The sequence below is a fragment of the Methyloversatilis sp. genome (assembly GCF_051861465.1).
Lineage (GTDB): Bacteria > Pseudomonadota > Gammaproteobacteria > Burkholderiales > Rhodocyclaceae > Methyloversatilis.
On record NZ_JBHYCQ010000003.1, the window covers coordinates 10647 to 32059 of the forward strand.

Sequence of the window (21413 nt, forward strand, 5' to 3'; positions counted from 1 at the left end):
GAAACCCCTTGGGACGGAGGCCGGCTTTGCACAGCCGGCCCGTTCGACAGGCGCAGCGCCATGCGCTGCGAAACCCCTTGGGACGGAGGCCGGCTTTGCACAGCCGGCCCGTTCGACAGGCGCAGCGCCATGCGCTGCGAAACCCCTGTCTCACCCCCACCAAGGGGGCGGCGCTCGCCCTTGGGGGCGGCCCGGCGGGCGGCGCTCGACCCCCACGCTCACCGCGTTCGCAGGGCGACGATGAACGATCTGCACAGCCCTGAAATCCAGCTGATCCGCTTCCGCCGCCGCGTGCTGTTCGCCGGCGCGCTGGTGCTGGTGTGCTTTTCGCTGCTGCTGGCGCGCTTCGTCTGGCTGCAGGTGGTCATGCACGACTACTACCGAACGCGCGCCGAAGACAACCGCATCGCGCTGCTGCCGGTCACGCCGAACCGCGGCCTCATCGTCGACCGCAAGGGCGAGGTGCTGGCGCGCAATTATTCGGCGTACACGCTGGAAATTCAGCCATCGCGCGTCGACAACCTCGAGCGCACGATCGACGAGCTGGCGGCCATCGTCCATATCGAGGCGCGCGACCGCAAACGCTTCCGCAAGCTGATGGACGAATCGCGCAACTTCGATTCGCTGCCCATCCGCACCCGGCTGAGCGACGAGGAGGTGGCGCGCTTCATCGCGCAGCGCTACCGCTTCCCGGGGGTCGAAGTGCGCGCCCGGCTGTTCCGCCAGTACCCGAACATCGAACTGGCGTCGCACGTGCTCGGCTACATGGGGCGCATCAACCGGCGCGACGCGGAACGCATCGAGGAATCGGACGACGCCGCGAACTACCGCGGCACCGACCACATCGGCAAGAGCGGGCTGGAACAGCGCTACGAAAGCGAGCTGCACGGACTGACCGGCGTCGAGCAGGTCGAGGTGACCGCCGCCGGGCGCGCGGTGCGCGTGCTGTCGCGCACGCCGCCGCAGCAGGGCAACAATCTGCGGCTGACGCTCGATGCGGGCCTGCAGCGCGTCGTCGAAACCGCGTTCGGCGACCGGCGCGGTGCGCTGGTGGCGATCGAGCCGTCGACCGGCGGCGTGCTGGCGCTGGTCAGCAAGCCGACCTTCGACCCGAATCTGTTCGTCGACGGCATCGACACCACCAGCTGGGACGCGCTGAACACCTCGCCCGATCACCCGCTGCTCAACCGCGCCATCTATTCCGCCTATCCGCCCGGCTCCACCTTCAAGCCCTTCATGGCGCTGGGCGCGCTGACCGCCGGCAAGCGCACGCCGCAGTTCGCCATCGCCGATCCGGGCCACTTCGACTTCGGCGGCCACCGCTTCCGCGACGACAAGGTAGGCGGCCACGGCTCGGTCGACATGCACAAGTCCATCGTGGTGTCGTGCAACACCTATTACTACCGGCTCGCCGCCGACTGGGGCATCGACGGCATTTCGAATTTCATGGCACAGCTCGGGCTGGGCAGCCGCACCGGCATCGACATCGACGGCGAATCGACCGGCGTGCTGCCGTCGCAGGAATGGAAAAAGAAGCGCTTCAAGCGGCCCGACCAGCAGAAGTGGTATGCCGGCGAGACGATATCGGTCGGCATCGGCCAGGGCTACAACGCCTACACGATGATCCAGCTGGCGCACGCCACCGCCATCCTGGCCGCCGACGGCGTGGTGTACCGGCCGCATGTGGTGCGCCAGATCGAGAATTCGCGCACCGGCGCCATCCAGCTGATCGAACCGGAACCGATACGCCGGGTCGATCTCGAGCAGGCCGACATCGACGTGATCAAGCGCGCCATGGAAGATGTGAACCGCTTCGGCACCGGCAGCCGTGCCTTTGCCGGGGCGCCCTACGTCGCGGCCGGCAAGACCGGCACGGCGCAGGCCTTCTCGCTGCGTGGTGGCGACCTGAAAACCAGCAAGCTGGCCGAAAAGCTGCGCGACCACGCACTGTTCATCGCCTACGCACCGGCCGACAACCCGAAAATAGCGCTGGCCGTGCTGGTCGAAAACGCCGGTTTCGGTTCGCAATCGGCGGCGCCGATCGCGCGCCAGGTGTTTGACTACTATCTGCTGGGCGACCTGCCGGCCGGCCCGGCACCCGAGGACACCGATGCAACTGACAGCGAATAGGTGGCTGTGGCTGCGCGGCACGCTGGGCAGCGTGCTGGGCAAGCTCGATCTGCCGCTGGTGATCATCGCCGGCACGCTGCTGGCGCTGGCCACCCTGGTCATGGCGAGCGCCACCGCCGATTTCGGCTTCCGCTTCGAAGCGCATCTGGTCAATCTGGCGGTGGGCCTGACGGTCATGCTGCTGGTGGCGCAGATTCCGCCGCTGCGCCTGATGCAGCTGGCGCTGCCCTTCTACCTGCTGGGCGTCGTGCTGCTGATCGGTGTCGAGCTGTTCGGCGAAACGTCGAAGGGCGCGCAACGCTGGCTCAACATCGGCTTCACGCGCATTCAGCCGTCCGAAATGCTGAAGATTTCGGTGCCGCTGATGCTCGCCTGGTATTTCCACCGCCACGAATCGCAGCTGCGGGTGCGCGACTTCCTGGTCGCGCTGGTCATCCTGATCATTCCGGTCGGCCTGATCTTCCATCAGCCGGATCTGGGCACCGCCATCCTGGTGCTGGCCGCCGGCGTGTTCGTCATCTTCTTCGCCGGGCTGTCGTGGAAGCTCATCATTCCGGTGCTGGTGGTCGGCGTGGTGGCGGTCACCGCGGTGGCGGTCGAAGGCGACGCGCTGTGCGCCGAAGGCGTCAAGTGGCCGGGCTTCAAGGACTATCAGCGCCAGCGCGTGTGTACATTGCTCGACCCGACGGCCGACCCGCGCGGCAGCGGCTTCCACATCATCCAGTCCAGCATCGCGATCGGCTCCGGCGGCGTGTTCGGCAAGGGCTGGAAGGAAGGCACGCAGACCCACCTCGAATTCGTACCCGAGCGGCACACCGACTTCATCTTCGCGGTGATGGCCGAGGAGTTCGGTCTGCTCGGCTGCCTCGTGCTGCTCGCCATCTATATATTGCTGATCGGCCGCGGCCTGATGATCGCGGCCAGCGCGCCGCTGCTGTTCTCCCGCCTGCTGGCCGGCGCGATTTCACTGTCGTGCTTCACCTATGCCTTTGTGAACATGGGCATGGTGACCGGCGTGCTGCCGGTGGTCGGCGTGCCGCTGCCCTTTGTGAGCTATGGCGGCACCGCGCTGGTCACGCTGTGCATCGGGCTCGGCCTGCTGATGTCGATCGAGGCGCACCGGCGGTCGCGCCGACGCGACCGCTGAGCCGATGAGCGCCGCCCGCCACCTGTGGCCCGTGGCGCTGTGTGCGCTGCTGGCCGGCTGCGCCGGCGTGCCGGTCAGCGAGCCGCCCGCGGCGCCTGCTGCCGGCCCGGCGCCCGCGCCGGTCGCCGCGCCCTCCCCGGCACCTGCCGCCAAGCCACGCCCGGGTGGTTTCTACCTCGACGACGGCCCGGGCGACAACGCACCCGATGCGCAGTCTCTGGCCACGATTCCCGATGCCGTGCCGCGCGACGAGCCGCTGCACCGCTTCGCCAACCGGCCGTACAGCGCGCTCGGCCTGAATTTCGTGCCGCTGACCGAGCACCGGCCGTTCCGCCAGCGCGGGCGCGGCAGCTGGTACGGCCGCAAATTCCACGGCCAGAAGACGTCGAGCGGCGAGCCGTACGACATGTACGGCATGACCGCCGCCCATGCCACGCTGCCCATTCCGAGCTACGCGCGGGTGACCCATCTGGCCAGCGGCCGCTCGGTCGTGGTGCGGGTGAATGACCGGGGCCCGTTCAAGCCCGGCCGCGTCATCGACCTGTCGTGGACCGCCGCCGCCAAGCTCGGCTATGTGAATGACGGCAGCGCCGACGTCGAGGTCGAGGCGGTGTTCGCACCGGGCAGCGCCGGCGACCTGCTGGCCCGGCGCGCCGCCGGACAGCCGGAAATCGCGCGCCCCGCTCCGGGGCCTGCCGCCCCCGCGGCGCCCGCCGACGACGTGATCGCCGCGCTGGCCGCCGACGGCGCGGCCGACATGTCGACCGACGGCCACTGGCTGCAGTTGGGCGCCTTCAGCACGCTCGACAACGCGCAGGCGCTGTCGCGCCGGATCGCCGCAGCGCTCGGCGAACTGGCCGACCGGATCAGCGTATCGAGCGACGGCGACCGCCACCGCGTGCGCGCCGGCCCCTTCGCCAGCCGCGACGCAGCGCAGGGCGCCGCCCGCGCGCTGCGCGACCAGCTCGGCCTGGACGCGCTGCTCATCACGCGCTGATTGCCTCGCCTGTTGTTCCGGTGACGGTCCCGCCGATCGTGCACTGATCGCGCCGCGAGCACGTCTCGCGAGGCGCCGTAACACCTGCATACGAGCCATTACAGAGTTTGCTACATCCGCCTGCAACACTGCATGCGTCGCGGTCCCGCTCCGGTGACCGCATTTCGCAGGCAGCGTCCGCCATGTCCTCCCCCCGCAATTGCCTTCAGCCTGTCTGGCGATCCGGCCTGACGGCCGCCCTGTGCGCCGGCCTGCTCGCCGCCTGCGCTTCGCCGCCCCGGCCGGCGCCCTACACCGGGTCGCCGCGGCCACCGCCGGTGAAGGCGGTGACCGATCTGTCGGTCTATCCGTCGCGCGGCCAGAACGCGACCACACAGCGACGCGACCGCTACGAATGCAACGCCTGGGCGGTCGGCGAATCCGGCTTCGATCCGGCAACCCGCCGCACTGTGCCGACACCGGTACCGCGCGTCGAAGCCGATCCGCCGTCCGGCTACGGGCTGGCTGCCGGCACGGTGACCGGTGCCGTCATCGGCGCCGCGGTCGGCAGTCCGTATCACACGGGGCAGGGCGCAGCCATCGGGGCCGTGGTCGGCGCAGCCGCCGGTGCGGCATCGGACGCCTCGCGCGAAGCGCGTGCCGCCCAGGTCGAGGACGCCTATGCGCAGCGTGCCGCACAGCGCGACGCCGCCGGCAGCGAACAGGCGAATCGCTACCGGCGCGCGCTGGTCGCCTGCCTCGAAGGCCGCGGCTATGCCGTGCGCTGATCACACCGCATTCACCACAGGGACGACGCATCATGAAACACGGTGACACGCAGCACACCGGTCACAGCCGGCTCGGCCGCACCGGCGCGGCGCTCGTTGCGCTGCTGCTGGTCAGCAGCGCCGCGTTTTCGCAGGAGGGCCGAGGCGGCGGTGACCGGGGCGATCGCGGTGGCGCACGGCAAGGTCAGGAATCGCGCGGCGAGCGGCAGGGCCCGCGCGAAGATCGCGGCACGCGGGCATCGCGTGACGGTCAGCGCGACGGACAACGCAACGCGCAGCGCAGCCAGGAACGGCCGCAGGCGCGCGCCGAACAACGCGACCCGGGTCGCGGCGACATGCGCGGCGATGCACGCAACGAGGTACGCAACGACGGGCGAGGCGGCGACCGCGGCGAACGTCGTTTCGACGCCGGGCCGCGCGGCGACCGGCGGGGCGATCAAGCGGTGCCGCGCGCCGCCTACCAGAACCGCTTCGAACGGCCGGTGCCGCAGGCCTCGCACCAGGGCGGCCGTTACGGCCACCACGCCTACCGCCCGTCCCGTGGCACGGTCGTGCAGCGCTTGCCGCGCGACGTGCATGTTCATCATTACCACGGCCGGCCGTACTACCGTTCGAGCGGCGCGTGGTACCGGCCGAGCGGTGCCTATTTCTCGGTGGTCGGCCCGCCGATCGGCGCCTTCATCACGGTGCTGCCCTGGGGTTACTCGGTGATCGACTACGGCGGACGCCCTTACTACCGCTACGACGACGTGTATTACGCGCGGCGCGACGAGGGCTATGTGGTGGTCGAGCCGCCGGAAGGCCGGTACGCCGACAGCGAGCCCGCCGGATCGGACGAGCTGTTCGTCTATCCGGCGGCTGGCCAGAGCGCGGAACAGCAGGCGACCGACCGCTTCGAGTGTCACGACTGGGCGTCGTCGCAGACCGGCTACGACCCGACCCGGGAGTCCGGTGGCGTGCCGCCCGATGAGGCCGCCCCGGCGCGCGCGGCCTATCTGCGCGCGATGACGGCCTGTCTGGAGGCGCGCAACTACACGGTGCGCTGACGGCCGGACAAGTCGGGCGTTCTAGCCTGCCTCGGGCGGCGCGTCCGACGGTTCGGCACGAATCTGCTGCACCAGCACCTTGTCGATGCGGTTGCGATCCATGTCCATCACCTCGATCCGCAGACCCGGCAGTTCGAAATGATCAGCGGGCACCGGGATGCGGCCCAGCACGTGCAGCACGAAACCGCCCACGGTATGAAAGCCGCCGCTTTCCTCGCCCGGCAGTTCCTCTTCCAGGCCGACGACCGACTTGAGCTTGCTGATCGACGTGCTGCCATCGACCAGCCACGAACCGTCCTCGCGCTGCACGATCTCCTGCGCCTCATCGACGTCCTCGACCGAAATATCGCCGACGATGGCGGCCAGCACGTCATTCACCGTCACCAGCCCCTGCAGGTCGCCGTACTCGTCGACCAGCAGCGCAAGGTGCTTGCGGGTGCGCCGGAAGTTTTCCAGCAGCTGCGCGGTGCTGACCGTGTCGGGCACGTACAGCGGCGGCGTCAGCAGGGCTTCGATGCTGGCGCGGTCTATCGTGATGCCGGCAAGCGAGCGCTTCAGCAGGCTGCCGGTCTGCAGCACGCCAAGCACGTGCTCGACGCCATCGCGGCACACCAGCACACGGCTGTAAGGGCTGTCGGCGATGCGCGCGCGAATCTCGTCTTCCGGGTCGTCGAGATCGACCGCGAAAATATCCTTGCGCGGCGTCATGATGGCGCCGACGCGCTGTTCGTCCAGCCGCAGCACGTTGGACACGATCTGCTGCTCGCTCTGGTGGAACACGCCCGCTTCGGCGCCCTGACCCATCAGCACATTGATTTCCTCGTCGGTGATCGGCGGCTCTTCGGTGCGCCGCGCTCCGGCCAGACGCAGCAGGGTGTTGCTCGACACCGACAGCACGACCACCAGCGGTCGGGCGATCAGCGCCAGCAGCACCATCGGACGTGAAATCAGCGAGGCGATGGTTTCCGGCGCCAGCAGCGCCAGCCGCTTCGGCACCAGTTCGCCGACCACGACCGAAAAGTAGGTGATGCCGACCACGACGATGGACAGCGCGATGGTGCGCGCATAGGGCTCGATCAACGGGAAGCCGGCCAGCCACGCGGCCAGCGGATCGGCCAGCGCGGTTTCGCCCATGGCCCCGCTCAGAATGCCAATCGAGGTGATGCCGACCTGGATGGTGGAAAAGAAATTCGATGGATCTTCGTGCAGGCGGACCGCCGCCTGGGCGCCGCGGTTGCCGTCGTCGGCGAGGCCGATCAGGCGTGCCTTGCGCGAAGAGACGATGGCGATTTCGGACATGGCGAAAACGCCGTTCAACAGAATCAGTGCAAAGAGCAGTGCTATGTCCATGAATCAGGCCACCCGCGTTGAGTCGCCTCGCCCCGGGGTGAATCGGACGTCCAGTATGAGCCGGCGAGCTTTGTTTTATGATGAATCAGGCTTGATTGGTCTTCGGGAAACTGCACGACGGTCATGCCTGACGGACCCGACCGCATCACGCTTCGAGGTTTGAATGGCGCCCAGGCTTGCATTGATGTCCGGCTATTTCTCTGACCGCTGGTACCGAAGGGTTCCCATCGCGCGTCTGGTGTGGTGGGACATGCTGACGATCGGCACGCTGCTCAATGGCGCCTTGACGCTGACCGGCCTGATCGCGCTGGCAAACAAGCTGCCCGAAGCAATGGCCGTTGCATGCCTCATCCTGCTGATTCCCTACAATCTGTTCATTGCGGCATCGGTGATCCGCACCGCGGCACGTCCGCACACCCGCTACACGCTGCCGGTCCAGCTGCTGGCTCTGGGGTGGCTGACGACCTTCACGTTGATCTGAGTACCCGATCGGCCGGTCGTCACGACAGCCTGCCGAACGGGACCGTTGTCGGCGCCACTCAGCCCAGCGGTGAGCCCACCGTCGTCTTGTTGATGAACACCGCGCGATCGACCGACACCACCCACACCAGCCCGTCACCGGTCTGGCCGGTACAGGCGACGCTGACGATGCGGCGCACGATTTCATCGACCAGTTCTTCCTGCGCGACGATTTCGATGCGCACCTTGGCCGAGTAGTCGGTCAGTTCGTCCTTGATGCCGCGCGGCACATGTTCCGTGGGCGAACCGCAGCCTTCGACCTTGCTGATCGTCATGCCCTGGAAGCCCGGCATTTCGCGCAGCACCGTTCGCAGCCGGGCCAGCTTGTTCGGGCGGATGACAGCTCTGATTTCCTTCATCTGAATGCTCCTTGAATCAAGCCTCGTAGGGCTTGTCGTCAAACCAGGTATAGAGGGCGGGCACCACGACGAGGGTCAGCAGCGTGCAGGTGATCAGACCGCCGATCACCACGATGGCGAGCGGCCGCTGCACTTCCGAACCCGGTCCGGTAGCGAACAGGAAGGGCACCAGGCCCAGCATCGCCACGGTTGCGGTCATCATCACCGGCCGGAAGCGCATCTTTGCGCCATGCACGACCGCCTGCATCAACTCCATGCCTTCGTTGCGCAGGTTGCGGATGTAGGACACCAGTACCACGCCGTTGAGCACCGCGATACCCCACAGCGCGATGAAGCCGACCGACGCGGGCACCGACAGGTATTCGCCGCTGATGAACAGCCCGATCACGCCACCGATCGATGCGAACGGCAGCACCGTGATGATCAAGGTGGCGAACCTGACCGACCCGAACAGCAGGAACAGCAGGAAGAAGATCGCCGCCACCGTGATCGGCACGATGATCGACAGGTGACCCAGCGCGCGCTCCATGTTCTGGAACTGGCCGCCCCACTCGAAGTAGTAACCCTCGGGCAGTTCGACCTCGGCGCCGACCTTCTGTTGCAGCTCGGCCACGAAACCGCCGAGGTCGCGGTTGGCCACATTGATGCCGATCACGATGCGCCGCTTGCCGGTTTCGCGCGAAATCTGCGCCGGGCCATCGCGCACGTCGATGCTGGCCAGGCTGGACAGCGGCAGCTGCGCGCCGTCCGGCGTGGTGATCAGCATGTTGCTGATCGCTTCGATGTTGTCGCGGAAGCGCTCGGGCAGACGCACCACTGCGGCAAAGCGGCGCTCGCCCTCGAACACGTCGGTGACGTGGCGACCGCCGATGGCCGCTTCGATCAGGTCGTTGATGTCCGCCACATTGAGGCCGTGGCGGGCGATCGTGCGCCGGTCGATCTCGATCGTGAGGTACTGCTGGCCGGTCACCCGCTCGATCTTGATTTCCGACGCGCCGGGCACGGTGCGCGCCACGCGCGCGATTTCGGCGCCCTTGTCGCGCAGCGTGTCGAGGTCGTAGCCGAAAATCTTCACTGCGACGTCGGCGCGCACACCGGTCACCATTTCATCGACGCGGTCGGAAATCGGCTGCGCCATGATGATGTTGACGCCGGGTAGCGCGGCCAGCTTTTCGCGCATGGCCTCCTGGATCGTTTCCTGCGTCCAGCCCTCCGGCCATTCGTCGCGCGGCTTCAGTGACACGATCGGCGTCGACTCGTTCTGCGACTGCGGGTCGGCCGGCGACTCGCCGCGACCGACGCCGGACACCGCCGACTTCACGCCCGGCACTTCCATCACCAGGCGCATCGCCTCGCGCTCCATCTTCAGCGACTCTTCGAGCGAAATGTTGGGCACCCGGTCCATCGCTGGCACGACCGATCCTTCCTTCATTTCCGGAATGAAGGCGGTGCCGAGGAAGGGCAGCATCGCGATGGCGCCGACGAACGCCAGCACCGCCAGCGACACCGTTTTCTTGCTGTTGGCCACCGCCCACGTGAGCATCGGGAGGTAGGGCTTCTTCAGCATCCGGATCAGCCAGGTGTCGTGGTCGGCACCGCCCTTGAGCAGATAGCTCGACAGCACCGGCGTCAGCGTCAGCGACAGCACCAGCGACACGAACAGCGCGATGGCAATCGTATAGGCGAGCGGCGCGAACATCTTGCCTTCCATGCCCTGCAGCGTCATCAGCGGCAGGAACACCAGAATGATGATGCCGATGCCGAAGATGACCGGCGTGGCCACCTCCATCACCGCGGACAGGATGACGCGGATGCGGCTTTCGCCTTCTTCCTTGGCGTGGCCGAGCCGCTCGAAGGCGTTTTCGACCACCACGACCGAGCCGTCCACCATCAGTCCGATCGCGATCGCGAGCCCCCCGAGCGACATCAGGTTGGCCGACAGCCCGACCTGATTCATCACGATGAAGGTGACCAGCGGCGTGATCACCAGCGTGGCAATGACGATGATGGAGGAGCGCAGGTCGCCGAGGAACAGGTAGAGCACGATGATGACGAAGATGACGCCTTCGATCAGCACCTTGATGACGGTGGCGAGCGCGGCATCGACCAGTTCGGATCGATCGTAGTAAGGCTCGATCTTCAGGCCGCCGGGCAGCATGTTCTTGTCGTTGATCTCGGACACCTTCTTCTTGATGTCCGACACCACGGCCTTGGCGTTGCCGCCGGCCATCATCATGACGACACCGCCGACCGCCTCGGTCGTGCCGTTCTTGACCACCGCGCCCACGCGCACCGCGTGACCGAAGGCGACCTCGGCCACGTCACGGATATATACAGGTGTGCCGCCGACCTCCTTCACGACGATGAGGCGGATGTCTTCCAGGTTCTGCACCAGGCCGACGCCGCGGATCAGGTACTGCTCGGCGTTCTGCGGCAGGATGCCGCCACCGGCGTTGGCATTGTTGCGGCCGAGCGCCTCGTACACATCCTTCACCGTCAGGCCGTAGTGGCGCAGCCGGTCCGGATTGACCAGCACCTTGTACTGTTTCTGGAAGCCGCCCTGCGAATTGATTTCCGCGACACCGGTGGTCGAGCGCAGCAGCGGCCGCACCACCCAGTCCTGAATGGTGCGTCGCTCGGTCAGCTCGGCCTGCGTCAGTTCCCGGTCGCCGTCGTCCGGTTTCACCAGCGTGTATTGATAGACCTCACCCAGACCGGTGGACACCGGGCCGAGTACCGGCACGACGCCCGCCGGCATGCGGTCGCGCACTTCGAGCAGGCGTTCCATCACCAGCTGGCGCGCGAAGTACAGATCGGTCTTGTCGGTGAACACCAGTGTGATCAGCGACAGGCCCGGCTTGTTCAGCGAGCGCATTTCGACCAGACCGGGCAGGCCGGTCATGCCGATTTCGACCGGCACGGTGATGAAGCGCTCGACTTCCTCCGGCGAGCGCCCGGGCGCGTCGGTGGCGATCTGCACCTGCACGTTGGTCACGTCGGGGAAGGCATCCACCGACAGCTTGCGCGCGGCGTCCAGACCGAAGGCCAGCAGACACAGCGCAACCACTACTATCACGAGGCGCTGTTTGAGCGCCCCGCGTACAAGTCCTTCAATCATGTTTCATCCAATCCGGTAGCGAGTGGGGACAAGGTTGCGAAGACGGCATCAATCCGTTTCCTTGCGCTTGCGCTCGTTGTTCAGATGGAAGGCACCGTCGACCACGATGCGCTGCCCTTCGGTCAGTCCGGACAGCACCGGCCGCACCTCGCCGATCGCCTGGCCGAGCTTGACCGGCGTCATGCGGTACTGGCCGGGCGCCACTTCGACAAACACCTGGTCGCTGTCGCTTTCGCGGACGACCGCCTTGCCCGGCACGGCGAGTCGCTTGGTCGGACGGGTTTCGATCAGCACGGTGGCCAGCATCGCGGGCTTGAGCGAACGGTCGGCATTGTCGAGTTCGCTGCGCACGGTCACGGTGCGGGTCACCGGATCGACGGTGTCGGCGATGTAGATCAGCTTGGCGGTGAGCTGTTGGCCGAGCGACGGAATTTCGACCTGGATGTTCTGACCCGCCCGCACCTGGCCGGCCTGCTGCTCCGGCACTTCGGCTTCGACCCACACGCGCGACAGGTCGGCGATGGAAAACAGCACTTCGCTGGGCTGCACCACCTGACCCTGGGTGACCTTGCGCTCGACCACGGTGCCCGCCATGGTCGCGACGACCGGCGATACCGAATTGATGGCGCCGGTTTCGGTCAGCTTGTCGAGCGCCCGCTGGCTGACGCCGAGCACGCGCAGCTGGTCGGCCGCGGCACGCTGTTCGGACTGCGAAATGGCCAGTTCGCTCTCGCGCCGCTGCAGCTCGGCGCTGCCGATCACGTCGGCATCGAGCAGCTGACGGGCGCGCTCGACGCTGCGCTGGTTCAGCTGCGCCTGTGCGCGTGCCTTCATGTAGGAAAGCTGGGCGGCGCCCAGTTCGGTGCTGTTGAGCACCGCCAGCGTCTGGCCGACCTTCACCTGCTGGCCCAGCATGGCCTGCAGTTCGCTGATGCGGCCGGTGACGGTGGCGCCGATGCGGGTGATGCGCTGTTCGTCGAAATCGACCTGACCGGCCACGCGCAGCATGTCGGACAGTTCGACGCTGGTCACTTCACCCAGCTGGATGATGCGGGTCAGGTTTTCGCCGGCCGACACCAGATTGGGGTCGGCCGGTGCAGCCGCCTTGGCCGGTTCGGCCTTGTCGGCTTCGCCGCAGCCGGCGAAAATCAGTGAGGCGCCAAGCAGGCTGGCGTAGAGCAGCGGACGGGTGATTGAAGTCATGTTCGGTCCAGGATCTTGATGATTGGAATGGGTAGCGGGGCGGGCAGGCGGCGCGTCAGCGGACGGCGCTGAGCCGCTCGATCTCGACCACGGCGGCGCTCAGGTCATAGCGCGCGCTGATCAGTTCGTTGCGCACCGCGCGGAACACGCGCTGTGCGTCGAGGAAGTCGAGAATGCCGCGCTCGCCGAACCGGTAGGCGGCTTCGGCCACCTTCAATGCGGCTTCAGCTTCGCGCACGATGCCGGTTTCAAGCGCGCTGACCTGATTGCGCGACAGTTCGAACTGGCGGTAGGCGGCATCGAGCTGCTGCTGCAGCTGGAACAGCCGGTTGTCCAGCTGCAGGCGGGTGCGCTCGACCTGCGCGCCGGCCTGGGCGATCTGGCCCTGGCGGCGATCGAAGATCGGAATGGTCACCGCGACGCCGATGCGATTGGCGTCGTATTCCGGGTCGCGGTCGCGCGCCAGCTTGAGCGACACGTCCGGCATGCGACGCAGCTTCTCAAGCTCGCGCTGTTCGGTGAAACGATCGATCTCGGCCTTCAGGCGGAAGATTTCCGGATTGCGCGCCAGCATGTCGTCGCGCAGCTGGCCCAGCGGCGGCAACTCGAAATCACGCTCCAGGTCACCCTGCAGTTCGAATTCTTCCGGCAGCTGACCGGCGACCAGCGCGCGCAGCCGGGCCTTGGCCTGCACGATGCGCAGCACGGCGGCGTCGGCATTTTTCTGTGCGGTGAGCAGTTCGGTGTCGGCGCGGATCAGTTCATACCGCGGCGCCTCGCCGGTATTGACGCGCACTTCGACCCGGTTGCGGATCGAGCGCGCCAGTTCCAGATCTTCCCGCGCGGCGCGCAGCTCGGCCTGGTAGCGGATGACCAGATAGTAGTTCTGCTTCAACTGCGCCAGCAGGTCGATCTCGAACGACTGCACGCCGGACTGCGCAGACACCACGCCAGCCTCGGCCACGCGCAGCCGGGCGTCGCGCTGCGAGGGGTAATCGAAGCGCTGCGACAGACCTATCGTGCCCAGCGAACCGGGCGCGAGATTGGGGCCGCGCGAGTTCCGGTCGCCGCCCATCACCTCCAGCTCCGGATTGGGGTAGGCGCGCGCGGTGATCGTGTCGGCGCGACTGACCTCGACATCAGCCCGTGCGGCGCCCAGCGATGGATTCGCTTCCAGTGCCAGCGCTTTCAATTGTTCCAGCGTGTAAGGCTCGGCGGCGTGAGCCACCTGCACGCAAAGGCCAATGACGGCCAGCAAGGCAATTGCTTTTGTTTTCATGGGTCTGCGTAGTGATTTCGATGGACAGGACCGGCTGCGTGCACGTCCGGCCACGCAGCCATGAAACGGTCGGGAGCACCGGGCAGCGCCCGGGCGTGACACCCCGGAAGGGTGCCGGTTCAGGCCAGCCGGGGCGGCCGCAGCAGAACCTGCGCGGGTTCGGGCTGCTGCAAGGCGAACACTTCGCCGTCGAGCGCCGGCCGCGCAGAAAAGGATCTTCCGGGGATGACGTGGGCCGCGACCGGATCGGTCGGGTCACCCGCAATGCTGAGAAAATGGCTGAGTGCGCTGTGCGGGTCGAGCGGCACATCGAGCGACGCTTCGACGCCGGTGCATGTTTCGCACCCGAACGGTGCATCGAAACTGTCGTCAACGGCGGTATCCGCGTTCGTCCAGAGAGACGACAGCGCGATCAACATCAAGCCGATGAACAGCAGTGTACGTGCGAGAACCATAGAGGCCTCCGAGTCGTGGCGTCGGTCAAAAGTTCCTTCCCTTGGCGCGCCGCGGATTTTGCAGTGCACCACGATACAGCATCAAGCAGCATCCATGCCGGCCACCCGGCCAGCTTTGCTAAACTATGCCAGCTGTTCTCCCACACCGGTAAACCTACATGCTGAAGTTGTTGCGCTGCACCGCATTTGTCCTTCCCGTCCTGAGCGTGCTGATACCGTCTCCCGCCCTTGCAGACCTGATTCCGCCACCGCAGCCGGACGCCAGGGCCTGGCTCCTGGTCGACCATGATTCCGGCACCGTCATGGCCGAATCGCGGCCGGACGAACAGGTCGAGCCGGCTTCGCTGACCAAGCTGATGACGGCCTATCTGACTTTCAAGGCCCTCAAGACCGGCCAGCTCAAACCCGACCAGACCGTACCGGTGAGCGTGAAGGCCTGGAAGACCGGCGGCTCGAAAATGTTCATCGCACCGGATCGCCCGGTCACCGTGGAAGAACTGCTCAAGGGCATGATCATCCAGTCCGGCAATGACGCCTGTGTTGCACTGGCCGAAGTCATCGCCGGTTCGGAAGAAGCGTTCGCGCAGATGATGACGCGCGAGGCGCAGCGCCTCGGCATGACCGGTACGCAGTATCGCAACGCCAACGGCCTGACGGAAGCCGGACATTTCACGACTGCACGCGACCTGTCGCTGCTGGCGCGCGCGCTGATCCGCGACTTTCCGGAGTACTACGGGCTGTATTCGACGCTCGACTACACCTACAACAACATCAAGCAGGGCAACCGCAACCGCCTGCTGACGATGGACCCGAGCGTGGATGGGCTGAAGACCGGTTTCACCGATGCCGCCGGCTGGTGCCTGGTGTCGTCGGCGAAGCGTGACGGGCGTCGCGTGGTGTCGGTGCTGCTCGGCGCGCCGAACGAGAACGGCCGCATCGAATCATCGCGCGCACTGCTGAACTACGGCTTCAACGCCTACGAGAACGCGAAACTCGCCGCCGCCGGCGAGGCGCTCGGCCAGCCCGCTGTATACAAGGGTGCCGCGGCGCAGGTCACGGTCGGCCCGGCCAGCGACGTGGTGCTGACGCTGCCGCGCGGCCAGGCCGCCAAGGCCACGCGCGACATCGTGCTGACCACGCCGGTGATCGCGCCGGTCGCCGTCGGCCAGCAACTGGGCACGATGAAGCTGCTGGTCGATGGCCAGCCGGTCGGCGAAGTGGCGCTGGTGGCGCAGACGGCGGTCGAGGAAGGCGGTTTCTTCCGCCGCATCTGGGACACGATACGACTGTGGTTCGGCTGGTGACACGCTGACATGACTGACAGCCTGCTCGAATTTCCGACCGACTTTCCGCTGAAGATCATGGGCGAGCGCCATGACGACTTCGCGCAGGAAATGGTCGATGTGGTGCTGCGCCATGCACCGGACTTCGTGCCGGCCAGCCTTGAGATGCGGCCGTCGTCGGGCGGGCGCTACATCAGCCTGACCGCGACCATCAACGCCACCTCGCGCGAACAGCTCGATGCGCTGTACCGCGAACTGAGCAGCCACCCGATGGTGAAAGTGGTGCTGTGACGGCACAGGTCGTGCCGCTCGGACGGGCCGGCTACCGCGAGGTGTTCGATGCGATGAAGGCGTACAACGCACGCGCCGCAGCGGAACACCTGCCGGACCAGTTCTGGCAGGTCGAACACCCGCCGGTGTTCACGCTCGGTCTGGCCGGCAAGCGCGAACACCTGCTGCACGACATCGGCGTGCCGGTGGTCGAATCCGATCGCGGCGGCCAGATCACCTACCACGGCCCCGGCCAGGTCGTGATCTACACGCTGCTCGACCTGAAACGCGCCGGCCTCGGCGTGCGCGAACTGGTGAACCGCATCGAGCAGGCGGTCATGGACCTGCTCGCCGGGCACGGCATCGAGGCCCGGCGGCGCGCCGGCGCACCCGGCGTCTATGTCGGCCCGGCCGGTGACGACGCCAAGATCGCCGCGCTCGGCCTGCGCGTGAAGCATGGCCACACCTATCACGGCGTGTCGCTCAACGTCGATATGGATCTTTCACCGTTTGCCGCGATCAACCCGTGCGGCTACAGTGGATTGCGCGTGACACAGACGCGCGACCTCGGCATCGATCTCCCACCGGAGGCGATCTGCCGGCAACTGACCGACGCGCTACAGCGCGCCCTCTACCCGACAGGCACGACACCGCCATGACCGACACCACCTACGACCCGACCCACAAGCAGAAGGGTTCGCTGAAGACCGCCCGCATCCCGATCAAGGTGGTGCCGGCGGAAACGCTGCGCAAGCCGGACTGGATCCGCGTGCGCGCCGCGCGCCCGGACAGCCGCTTCGGCGAGATCAAGCAGATCCTGCGCGAACACGACCTGCACACGGTGTGCGAAGAGGCGAGCTGTCCGAACATCGGCGAGTGCTTCGGCAAGGGCACGGCCACCTTCATGATCATGGGCGACAAGTGCACGCGCCGCTGCCCGTTCTGCGACGTCGGCCACGGCCGGCCCGACCCGCTGGATGTCGACGAGCCGGAGAAGCTGGCGAAAACCATCGCCGCGCTGAAGCTGAATTACGTGGTGATCACCAGCGTGGACCGCGACGACCTGCGCGACGGCGGCGCACAGCACTTCGTCGATTGCATCCGCGCAGTGCGCACCCATTCGCCGCGCACGACCATCGAAGTGCTGGTGCCCGACTTCCGCGGCCGGCTCGATGTCGCGCTCGGCATCCTGAACGCCGCGCCGCCGGACGTGATGAACCACAACCTCGAATCGGTGCCGCGGCTGTACGCACAGGTGCGGCCGGGCTCTGACTATGCGCATTCGCTGCGCCTGCTGAAGGAATTCCGCGCGCTGCACCCGGAGGTGCCGACCAAGAGCGGCCTGATGCTCGGACTGGGCGAAACCGACGACGAAATCCTGCAGGTGATGCGCGACCTGCGCGCGCACGACGTGCAGATGCTCACCCTGGGCCAGTACCTGCAACCGTCCGGCGGCCACCTGCCGGTGCTGCGCTATGTGCATCCGGACGGCTTCGCGATGTTCGAACGCGAAGCGAACGCCATGGGCTTCACCCACGCCGCCTGCGGCCCGATGGTGCGCTCCAGCTACCACGCCGACCAGCAGGCGCACGCCGCCGGCGTAAATATCGGCCGCTGACCGCTCCTGTAACCGATGGCCGCGCCCCCAAAAGGGCAGCGCGCCCGGAAACCACACCGAGCCCTCAAGCGCAGGGACTGTGGGAGCGACGGCCCCGTCGCGATCGGTGCCGTGACCATCACAGTGCGAAGTGCGCATCGCGGCGAGGCCGCCGCTCCCACAAGGGCGGAGCGAGGTTTCGGCGAGCACTGCTCGCCGCCCGCGGAGCCGGTTGGCCATGCAGGGCCAACCGTGGATCGCCGCTCCCGCAGAAGTTGCTGATCAGACGAGCCAGTCCGGGCGCAGCAGCATCACTGCGCCGAGCGCCAGCATTACCAGGCCGCTCACCAGCTTGAGCAGGCGGCCTCCGCGCTCGGTGAGCTTGCCGCTGCCCAAGGCGGCAACAGCGGTACCGACCATGAGCGCGTCGTCGGCGATGTAGCCGACGATGTACAACGCCAGATAGCCGTAGTGCGCCGATGGGCTCAGCGCATGCTGCGCCAGCACCGAGGTATAGAGCGCCGGCAGGCCGGCCGTGCACAGCAGCTCGATCAGGTTCACCAGCACGGCGAGCGCGGCCACCGACAGCAGCGACACCGGCAATGACGGTGCCTGCACGACGCGACGCATGCGCGCATAAAGGCCGGGCTTGGCCGACTCGGGGATGGACAGCGACAGCCCGCGGCCGAAGGCGAAGAAATCCTTCACATTGATCGCACCGATGAGCAGCGCCAGCGACGCCAGTGCGCCGCGCACCAGCGGCGTCAGGCCGACCGCCAGAAACAGGTTGAGCCAGGCCGCCATGAAGGCGAAGTACACCGCACCGCTGACCAGCACGAAGACGCCTGCGATCAGCGCCATCCGCCGGCGATCCTGCAGCCGCACCAGCAGCGACAGCAGGAACAGCAGCACCCACATCGCGCACGGGTTGAAGCCGTCCAGAAGGCCGAGCGCGAGCGTGAATGCCGGCAGGCCCAGCCGCGCCACATCCAGTTCGCCGATCAGCGGCAGGTGCAGTGTGGCGGACGGCGGGCCCCGGCCGGTGTCGGCGATGAAGGCGAGCAGCGCCGGCCCGCCCTCGAAGCCGCTGATCACCCGCCCGCCCAGCACGAAGGTGGGCACGCCGGGCGGCCAGATGCCGGCCTGCTGCGACAGCGCGATCAGTTCATCGCGCGCCGCCTGATCGGCAATCACGTCGTGATAGACGATGCGCAGCCCCGGCCGCGCCGAGGACTGCACATCGTCGAGAAAGCGCTTTGCCTCGGCGCAGTGCGGACAACCGCGCTGCACATAGACATGCAGCGTGTCATCCGCGTCGCCGGCCTGGACGGCCGTCGCGGACACGGCCAGCAGCACGCACCACAGCAGATGCAGCAGGACAGTTCGGATGCGGGCGAAGGTCATCGGGCAACAGCCGCCTTGAGGAGCGCCCGATTATCGCGCCCTTGTTACGGCCGGTCGCTGCGGTACATCTTGTCCGGATTCATCTTCATGCTCCACGGCAGGCCGGAGTTCTGCCAGCCGTTCTGCAGGCGGAAACCCTTCTGCGGGCCGTCCTTGATCGGCGCCCCCTGGAAGCCATGTTCGACGTAGCGCGCATTCGGAAATCCATTGGCGCGCAGAAAGGTCGCGCTCGGTTCGCCGCGTTCGCTGCCGGAACGACACATGGTGATGACTTCGGCATCGGCGCCCAGTCCGCGCTTGTCCAGTTCGGCCTTGATCTGTGCCGCGAAGTCGGGATTCTGGAAGGTCTTGAACACGTTCTTTTCGGCATTCCACTTCGTGCGATCGACGATCAGGTAGGGAATGTTCACGTGCGCCGCGTCGGTGAAGCCGACGAACATGATTTCGACCGGATCGCGCACATCGACCAGCAGCACCTTGCTGTCGGCCTTCTGCACGGCGGCGTGCGCGTCGGCCGCCGAGATCGCCATGTCGACGGCGGATGCGGTGAGCGTTGCCAGCGACAGCGCGGCAGCGAGGAACAGTCTTTTCATGATGTGTCTTCTCCAGGGTCAGTGCGGATGCATGGCTTCATCGTGCGCCATTCGCGCGTGCCTGCCAGTGACTGCGATCACCGACGGAACGCGCGGGGTGTTCTGCGCCGGGCCCGGAGACGCTTGCATACCGAGCCGAGCGGACCTGCAGCCGCCTTCATGCGTGTGCGTCTGGCGTGTGTGTGTCATGGCGCGGGCCGGACACCGCGGTCAGCAGCGGCCAGACGAATGCGAACACCAGAACGCCGACTGCCACCGACAGGCCGATCAGATTGGCCCAGTCGACCCAGTAGCCCATTTCGCTGATCGAAGACCGGGTCACGAACGGCACCAGCCAGACGGCCAGTGCGGCAAAGGTTGCTCCGATCACCAGCGATGCCGGAAGCGCTTCCCGCCAATGGGCGTGGCGGCGCAACAGCGCCGCCGACATGAGCGCGATCCATACCGCGGCGGCACCCCCTAGCCACGGCAATGCGGTCAGCGCCAGTTCGAACACGATATTCAGGCCCAGCCATATTTCGTACATGTCGTTCTCCTCACACCCTGCCCTTGGCCACCGCCATGTAGGCAGGCTTGAGCAGGCGGTATTTCATCAACCAGGCGAAGTAGCTGTCCTGCAGCGGTTCGATCATGGGCAGTGAAGGCACCAGTCGGCCTTCGTAATCGAACTCGACCAGCAGCGCCGAGCCTTCGCGCAGCAGCAGCGGGCAGGAGGTGTAGCCGTCGAAGCGCTGCGACGGCTCGCCGCCGGCAATCACGTCGAGCAGGTTGCGTGCGACCAGCGGCGCGCTCTTCTTGATCGTCGCCGCCGTCTTGCCGCGCGGCGTGCCATTGATGTCGCCCAGACCGAACACGTTCGGGTAGCGGCGGTGGCGCAGCGTGTCCTTGTCGACCTCCAGCCAGCCGCCGCCGGCGAACGGACCGTCCTGCCAGGCGAGCGGGCTGTTCTTCACCGCGTCCGGTGCGCGCATCGGCGGCACCACGTGGATGAAGTCGTAGCCCAGTTCGTTCCGCTCGCCCTCGGGTGTCAGGAAGGTGGCGCGCCGTGTGCCGATGTCGATCGCGACCAGCTTGCTGTTGAAGGTGACCGGCACGTCCAGGTCGGCCCAGCGGCGGAGCACGTCGTCATTGACCGGCTTCACGCTGAAGATGTTGTCGAGCGCAGAGTGGAAGCTCACTTTCGACGACGCGTGCATGCCCGCTTCGCGCAGGCGGTCCGCCAGCATGAAGGTCATCTTCAGCGGCGCGCCGGCGCACTTGAGCGGCGTTGCCGGAAGCGTCATCAGCGCCTCGCCGCCCTGCCGGCGAAACGCATCCATCGCCAGCCAGGTCGCCTGCGCCGCCCGCGGTCCGGGATAGACACTGGTCAGGCCGTTGGCGCCGATGGCCGATACGTCCATGCCTTCGATCTGCGCGTAATCCAGATGCAGGCCGGTCGCCACCACCAGGTAGTCGTAGCGGATGCGCTGGCCGCCTTCGGTGATCAGCGTGTTGGCGTCGGGGTCGAACCCGGCCGCCATGTCCTTCACCCATTCGACGCGGCCGGGCAGCAGGTCGGCGTTGCGGTCGCTCACCTTGTCCACCGGCCAGATGCCGGTCGCCACCAGCGTGTAGCCCGGCTGGTAGTTGTGGATTTCCTTGCGGTCGACAATCGTGATCTTCGCGCCGTCGAGTTCGCGCGAAAGGCGATTGGCGATGGCCACGCCGCCCAGCCCGCTGCCGGCGATGACGATGTGCGCCGAGGTCTTCACCCCCGCCCGCGCGGGGCGCGGTGTTGCAGCGCCAAGTGCCGCAGCGCCCAGCGGCAGTGCCGAGGCGCGCAGCATGAAGCGCCGCCGGCCGATGTCCGGCGGCGCTGTAGGTAATGCGACGTCCTGCTTGCCTTGTGTCATGAAG

20 protein-coding genes are annotated in these 21413 nt (G+C 66.9%); 10 read left to right on the forward strand and 10 right to left on the reverse strand.

The features are described from left to right. Positions 1-240: 240 nt before the first annotated feature. From mrdA to ACTIFF_RS04705, 5 genes are all read left to right on the forward strand, one after another. On the forward strand, positions 241-2130 hold the full coding sequence (gene mrdA / locus ACTIFF_RS04685) for a penicillin-binding protein 2 (RefSeq protein WP_439535785.1): 1890 nt from the start codon (positions 241-243) through the stop codon (positions 2128-2130). Next, positions 2111-3277: a rod shape-determining protein RodA gene (gene rodA, locus ACTIFF_RS04690; RefSeq protein WP_439535786.1), complete on the forward strand. Its 1167-nt coding sequence runs from the start codon at positions 2111-2113 to the stop codon at positions 3275-3277. The genes mrdA and rodA overlap by 20 nt, the downstream gene beginning before the upstream one ends. Before the next feature lie 4 nt (positions 3278-3281). Beyond that, a complete protein-coding gene (locus tag ACTIFF_RS04695) occupies positions 3282-4274 on the forward strand; it encodes a septal ring lytic transglycosylase RlpA family protein (RefSeq protein ID WP_439535787.1) in 993 nt (330 codons plus the stop codon). Between the two features lie 182 nt (positions 4275-4456). Continuing rightward, the gene (locus tag ACTIFF_RS04700) at positions 4457-5041 is read left to right on the forward strand and encodes a YMGG-like glycine zipper-containing protein (RefSeq protein WP_439535788.1); all 585 of its coding nucleotides are present in this window, start codon (positions 4457-4459) and stop codon (positions 5039-5041) included. A 32-nt stretch (positions 5042-5073) separates the two neighbouring features. Then, positions 5074-6087, forward strand: a complete 1014-nt coding sequence (locus tag ACTIFF_RS04705; RefSeq protein ID WP_439535789.1) for a DUF6515 family protein — start codon at positions 5074-5076, stop codon at positions 6085-6087. A gap of 21 nt (positions 6088-6108) precedes the next feature. Here the strand turns inward: ACTIFF_RS04705 and ACTIFF_RS04710 are convergent, their stop codons facing one another. Continuing rightward, on the reverse strand, positions 6109-7437 hold the full coding sequence (locus tag ACTIFF_RS04710) for a hemolysin family protein (protein ID WP_439535790.1): 1329 nt from the start codon (positions 7435-7437) through the stop codon (positions 6109-6111). A gap of 163 nt (positions 7438-7600) precedes the next feature. Between ACTIFF_RS04710 and ACTIFF_RS04715 the strand changes: the two genes are divergently transcribed. Continuing rightward, entirely contained in the window at positions 7601-7918 is a 318-nt protein-coding gene (locus ACTIFF_RS04715; protein WP_439535791.1) for a hypothetical protein, read from the forward strand. Positions 7919-7976: 58 nt separating this feature from the next. On the opposite strand, the gene ACTIFF_RS04720 is transcribed toward ACTIFF_RS04715, so the two are convergent. The 5 genes from ACTIFF_RS04720 to ACTIFF_RS04740 all read right to left on the reverse strand — a co-directional run bounded on the left by ACTIFF_RS04720 (position 7977) and on the right by ACTIFF_RS04740 (position 14370). Beyond that, on the reverse strand, positions 7977-8315 hold the full coding sequence (locus ACTIFF_RS04720) for a P-II family nitrogen regulator (RefSeq protein WP_439535792.1): 339 nt from the start codon (positions 8313-8315) through the stop codon (positions 7977-7979). Between the two features lie 16 nt (positions 8316-8331). Next, on the reverse strand, positions 8332-11433 hold the full coding sequence (locus ACTIFF_RS04725; protein ID WP_439535793.1) for an efflux RND transporter permease subunit: 3102 nt from the start codon (positions 11431-11433) through the stop codon (positions 8332-8334). Between the two features lie 48 nt (positions 11434-11481). Next, positions 11482-12636: an efflux RND transporter periplasmic adaptor subunit gene (locus tag ACTIFF_RS04730; RefSeq protein WP_439535794.1), complete on the reverse strand. Its 1155-nt coding sequence runs from the start codon at positions 12634-12636 to the stop codon at positions 11482-11484. Between the two features lie 55 nt (positions 12637-12691). Continuing rightward, positions 12692-13915, reverse strand: a complete 1224-nt coding sequence (locus ACTIFF_RS04735; RefSeq protein WP_439535795.1) for a TolC family protein — start codon at positions 13913-13915, stop codon at positions 12692-12694. 119 nt (positions 13916-14034) lie between these two features. Continuing rightward, positions 14035-14370 (reverse strand): hypothetical protein, encoded by a 336-nt coding sequence (locus ACTIFF_RS04740; protein ID WP_439535796.1) that lies wholly within the window; start codon positions 14368-14370, stop codon positions 14035-14037. Between the two features lie 158 nt (positions 14371-14528). Here ACTIFF_RS04740 and ACTIFF_RS04745 point away from each other — a divergent pair, with 158 nt between their 5' ends. Genes ACTIFF_RS04745 through lipA form a run of 4 tightly spaced genes read left to right on the forward strand, consistent with a single transcriptional unit; the run spans position 14529 to position 17541 of the window. Continuing rightward, positions 14529-15674, forward strand: a complete 1146-nt coding sequence (locus ACTIFF_RS04745) for a D-alanyl-D-alanine carboxypeptidase family protein (protein WP_439535797.1) — start codon at positions 14529-14531, stop codon at positions 15672-15674. Positions 15675-15683: 9 nt separating this feature from the next. Further along, complete coding sequence (locus ACTIFF_RS04750) at positions 15684-15944, forward strand: YbeD family protein (RefSeq protein WP_257079264.1); 261 nt, start codon at positions 15684-15686, stop codon at positions 15942-15944. Then, positions 15941-16582, forward strand: a complete 642-nt coding sequence (gene lipB / locus ACTIFF_RS04755) for a lipoyl(octanoyl) transferase LipB (protein ID WP_439535798.1) — start codon at positions 15941-15943, stop codon at positions 16580-16582. The genes ACTIFF_RS04750 and lipB overlap by 4 nt, the downstream gene beginning before the upstream one ends. Next, on the forward strand, positions 16579-17541 hold the full coding sequence (lipA, locus tag ACTIFF_RS04760; RefSeq protein WP_439535799.1) for a lipoyl synthase: 963 nt from the start codon (positions 16579-16581) through the stop codon (positions 17539-17541). Before lipB ends, lipA begins: the two co-directional genes overlap by 4 nt. 261 nt (positions 17542-17802) lie before the next feature. Here lipA and ACTIFF_RS04765 read toward each other — a convergent pair whose 3' ends face one another. The 4 genes from ACTIFF_RS04765 to ACTIFF_RS04780 all read right to left on the reverse strand — a co-directional run bounded on the left by ACTIFF_RS04765 (position 17803) and on the right by ACTIFF_RS04780 (position 21409). Beyond that, positions 17803-18924: a glutaredoxin family protein gene (locus tag ACTIFF_RS04765; RefSeq protein ID WP_439535800.1), complete on the reverse strand. Its 1122-nt coding sequence runs from the start codon at positions 18922-18924 to the stop codon at positions 17803-17805. Between the two features lie 44 nt (positions 18925-18968). After that, positions 18969-19517, reverse strand: a complete 549-nt coding sequence (locus ACTIFF_RS04770; RefSeq protein ID WP_439535801.1) for a rhodanese-like domain-containing protein — start codon at positions 19515-19517, stop codon at positions 18969-18971. A gap of 157 nt (positions 19518-19674) precedes the next feature. Further along, entirely contained in the window at positions 19675-20043 is a 369-nt protein-coding gene (locus ACTIFF_RS04775; protein ID WP_439535802.1) for a hypothetical protein, read from the reverse strand. Positions 20044-20053: 10 nt separating this feature from the next. Then, on the reverse strand, positions 20054-21409 hold the full coding sequence (locus ACTIFF_RS04780; protein ID WP_439535803.1) for an FAD-dependent oxidoreductase: 1356 nt from the start codon (positions 21407-21409) through the stop codon (positions 20054-20056). Between the last annotated feature and the right edge of the window lie 4 nt (positions 21410-21413).